This window comes from Actinotalea sp. (genome assembly GCF_041597215.1).
Lineage (GTDB): Bacteria > Actinomycetota > Actinomycetes > Actinomycetales > Cellulomonadaceae > Actinotalea.
In genome coordinates, this window is the sequence record NZ_JBFHHB010000292.1 from 1 (window position 1) to 3,515 (window position 3,515).

The 3,515-nt window shown below is 74.9% G+C and carries 4 protein-coding genes; 2 read left to right on the forward strand and 2 right to left on the reverse strand.

Annotated features, from left to right (window positions below; all coding sequences use genetic code 11):
• The coding region (locus ABWK99_RS14810; protein ID WP_372595467.1) for an RNase H family protein at positions 1-170 on the reverse strand (170 nt) is incomplete at its 3' end.
• Between the two features lie 141 nt (positions 171-311).
• On the opposite strand from ABWK99_RS14810, the gene ABWK99_RS14815 reads away from it, so the two are divergent.
• Positions 312-1,208, forward strand: coding sequence for a 3-methyladenine DNA glycosylase (locus ABWK99_RS14815; RefSeq protein WP_372595464.1), 897 nt, complete (start codon positions 312-314; stop codon positions 1,206-1,208).
• A gap of 52 nt (positions 1,209-1,260) precedes the next feature.
• Here ABWK99_RS14815 and ABWK99_RS14820 read toward each other — a convergent pair whose 3' ends face one another.
• On the reverse strand, positions 1,261-1,977 hold the full coding sequence (locus ABWK99_RS14820; RefSeq protein WP_372595465.1) for a maleylpyruvate isomerase family mycothiol-dependent enzyme: 717 nt from the start codon (positions 1,975-1,977) through the stop codon (positions 1,261-1,263).
• Between the two features lie 119 nt (positions 1,978-2,096).
• Between ABWK99_RS14820 and ABWK99_RS14825 the strand changes: the two genes are divergently transcribed.
• The coding region (locus tag ABWK99_RS14825) for a hypothetical protein (RefSeq protein ID WP_372595466.1) at positions 2,097-3,515 on the forward strand (1,419 nt) is incomplete at its 3' end.

A 3,515-nucleotide genomic window follows, 5' to 3' on the forward strand; every position in this document is an offset into this window, starting at 1 on the left:
CAGCGGCGGGTCAGCGCGCGGAGCCCCTCGATGACGGCAGTGAGCTCCATCCGGTTGTTCGTGGTCAGGACCTCGCCGCCGAAGAGCTCACGCTCGTGGTCTCCCGTGCGCATCCACACGCCCCAGCCACCGGGCCCCGGGTTGCCCTTGCAGGCACCATCGGTCCACATCTCCACACGGGTCAGCTCAGGCACCGGGTCAGCCTAGGGGCCGCGCGCGGCGATGCGGCACGCGCGGGGACCGGTCCGGCTCCGGGGCGTGCTCCGACCGGGCGCGTGCACAGGGCCGAGCCGTGCACCTACCGTGCAGTCATGCCCGTTGCCGCACCGACCGTTCTCGAGCCGGCTGAGTGGACGGCTGCGGCCGCCGAGCACGCAGCCCGCGCCGACGAGCTGACGGCCGCGCACCGGGCGCGTCGGGCCGCAGGGGTCCGTCACCCGATCGAGGACTTCCTCGTCGACTACTACGGGCTGCGCCCCGGTCGCCTGCGACGCTGGCACCCCGGCGTCGGGGTGCGGCTCGCCGGGCCGGACGCCCCGCACGACGGCGAGCGCTGGTACCGGTCGACGAGCGACGGCCGAGGGCTCGTCGAGCTCGACACGCCGGCCTTCCTGTCCGACCGCGGGTCGACCGTCGGGTACGTCCGCCACCTGCTCTCGGCGACCGCGTCCCGCCCGGCGCACACGGGGTGCCTGGGCCTGCACGAGTGGGCGATGGTCTACCGCCAGGACGACCCGCTGCGTCGGCACGACCTGCCGCTGCGGCTGGGCCGGGAGGGCACCGACGCCGTCGTCGAGTCACATCCCATCCGCTGCTCGCACATCGACGCCTTCCGGTTCTTCACCCCGCAGGCCCGGCCGCTCAACCGGCTCCAGCCGACGCGCGAGACGCAGCCGGACCTCGAGCAGCCGGGCTGCCTGCACGCGACGATGGATCTGCTCAAGTGGGCGATGAGCCTCGGCCCGGCCGTCCCGGGCGACCTCCTGCTGGACACCCTCGAGCTCGCCTTCGCCTCGCGAAGACTGGACATGCAGGCCTCGCCCTACGACGTCTCCTCGCTCGGCGAGCGAGCGGTGGCGATCGAGACGGCAGAGGGCCGCGCCGAGTACGTCGAGCGCCAGCGTGGGCTCGCGGCGCGGGCCGCCCCGCTCCGTCGCCGGCTCATCGAGGTCTGCGACCTGCTGCTCGCCACGGAGCGAGCAGCCTGACCGCTCGGTCCGACGGCTCCGCAGCTGCCGGAACGCTCCGGGCCGGGACCGCTCAGGGCCAGGGGCCGAGCTCCGGGAGCGGGACCTCCACCCCGTCCGCCTTGGCCCGCACCGGAGCCAGGGGCTCCCGGCCGGCCAACCACGCGACGATGTCGTTCGCCGCACCTGTCACGGTGAGCGTCCTGCCGTCGCCGATGTACCGCGGCTCGTCGACGTCGGTGGGTTCCAGGTCGAGCCGGATCCCCTCCGGCACACGGGCGCCGAGGTAGCCGACGAGGTGCTCGCGCAGCGCGGCACCCCACATGGTGTGCTCGACGCCGAGGTCGAGATCGGTGAGGTGGATGCTCGTCTCTCGCCACCAGGCGAGGACGATCGCCGCGGCGGTGCGATCGCGGAACCCGGTACGGCGGGCCATGGCCGCGTCGTCGAGCAGGTCGAGGAGGCCCTCGACCCGGTCCATGACGGACTGGACGCGCGCCACGTGCTCCGCAGCGCTCGCCGTCGCACCCTCCTCGATCGCACGGTTGCGGCCCTCGGTACCGCCGTCGTAGAACGGCACGACCGGGGCGTCCTCGTAGGCGTTCTGCCACTGGCGCACCGCCGCCTCCCCCACGTTGGCGAGATGGGCCAGCACATGCCCGCGGGTCCAGCCGGGCAGCCTCGACGACTCGCGGACCTGGTCGTCCCGCAGCCCCTCGAGAGCGGTGCGCACGCGCTCGTGCGTCCACTCGATCGAATCCATGGCCACCACGACGTCGGAGGGGATCATCACCCCATCAGACTCGCACTGGGCCCGGACGGCAACCTCGGACCGGGCTCCGAACGGGTGGTACCGCTCCGGGCGGGACGAGCAGGTCGCCGAGGCGGACGGGCGCGTAGGGTTGACGGATGGCCCGGCGCCATGACGACATGGTCGACGTCGAGCTCGACGACGAGCCCGAGCCGTCGGCACGCCCGGCACGGGGCTCTGGGTCGGCGTCCACCGCTCACGCTCACATCGCCCCGGCGACCCCGGAGGGCCGACGACGGCGCCGTGCCCGCCTCCTCCGTGCTGCCGCCGTGGGCATGACGGGTGCCGCCCTGGTGATCGCGACCCTCACGCTGCGCGACGCGGCTCGAGTCAGCGCGGACGACGCACGTGTCGCTGCGGCCTCCGGGACCCCCGGGCTCGTCCCGTCCCTGCGCTCACCCCTGCAGGAGCAGTGGCGCGGGCCGGGTTCTCTCGAGGTGGTCGGGGAGGTCGCCCTGGCCGCGGAGGAGACCGAGGGGAGGGTGCGGACGGTCGCTCGCGACGCGCAGACCGGGACCCGGCTCTGGCTGATGCCTCGATCCCTGACCCCTGGCAACCTCACGCCCCTGTGCCGCCCTCTCGGCGGCGACGGAGGCGACCTCGCCTGCGAGGTCCCTGGCCGGCCGGGGGTCGAGGCGCCGAACACGGACGAGGCGCTCGGCGCCACGCCGGGGTCCCTCGTCGTGCTCGACGTCCGAGGCACGCCGACCGCGATCGCGGTGCTGCCGATCGGGACCGTCGGCTGGGACACGAGCGACGGCGACCTGGTCACCGCTCGCCTCGTCGACGGCTCCCTCGTGGTCGAGCGTGTGGACCCGGCGGGGCTCACCGTGCTGTGGAGCGCGTCGGCACCCGTGGCCGACGACGTCCTGGCACGTCAGCTCCGGCTCCGGGTCGCGAGCGGCCTCGTCCTGGTCGACGGCGCGGCGGCAGCGGTGCTCGACGTCGCCGACGGCTCCGTGCTGGTGGCCGAGCAGACCGCCGAGGGCGGGGTCCTGCTCTCCACCGACCGTCTCGGCTTCACCCTGTGGCACGGGACGGCCGGGACCTGGCACGACCTGGCCGGCCGTGCCGGAGCCCGGCTCGACGGCGAGCCCGTCGAGCTCGCCGTCGACGACGGCTCGGGCGGGGCCCTCGCGCTCGTGCGCAGCGGGCGGAGCGTCGTCGGGGTCGACCTGATCGACGTCGCGCTCTCCTGGAACCGCGGACCCGTCGACCGTGCGCTGCTCCGGCTCGACGGGCTGCTCCTCCTGGACGAGGGTGGCCGGCTCCGGGCCGTCGACGCGGACACCGGGGAGCACCTGTGGTCGGTCCCGGCCTCCCTCGGGGCGGACGGGACGGTCGTGGCGAGCGACGGCGTGCGCGTGCTCGCCGTCCTGCCCGGCGCGGGGACCACGGGGCAGCGGCTCGGCGCCGTCTCCCTCGCCGACGGGAGCATCGTGTGGTCGGTCCCGATGCCGGCGGGCACCACGGCGGTCTCCGCAGCGGGCGGCACCGTGGTCGCCCTCGGCGACGAC

What these genes read in the sequence shown, in the direction of transcription:
- ABWK99_RS14815 (WP_372595464.1), top strand. Translation starts at nt 312, where the DNA reads ATGCCCGTTGCCGCACCGACCGTTCTCGAGCCGGCTGAGTGGACGGCT.
- ABWK99_RS14820 (WP_372595465.1), bottom strand. Translation starts at nt 1,977, where the DNA reads ATGATCCCCTCCGACGTCGTGGTGGCCATGGATTCGATCGAGTGGACG.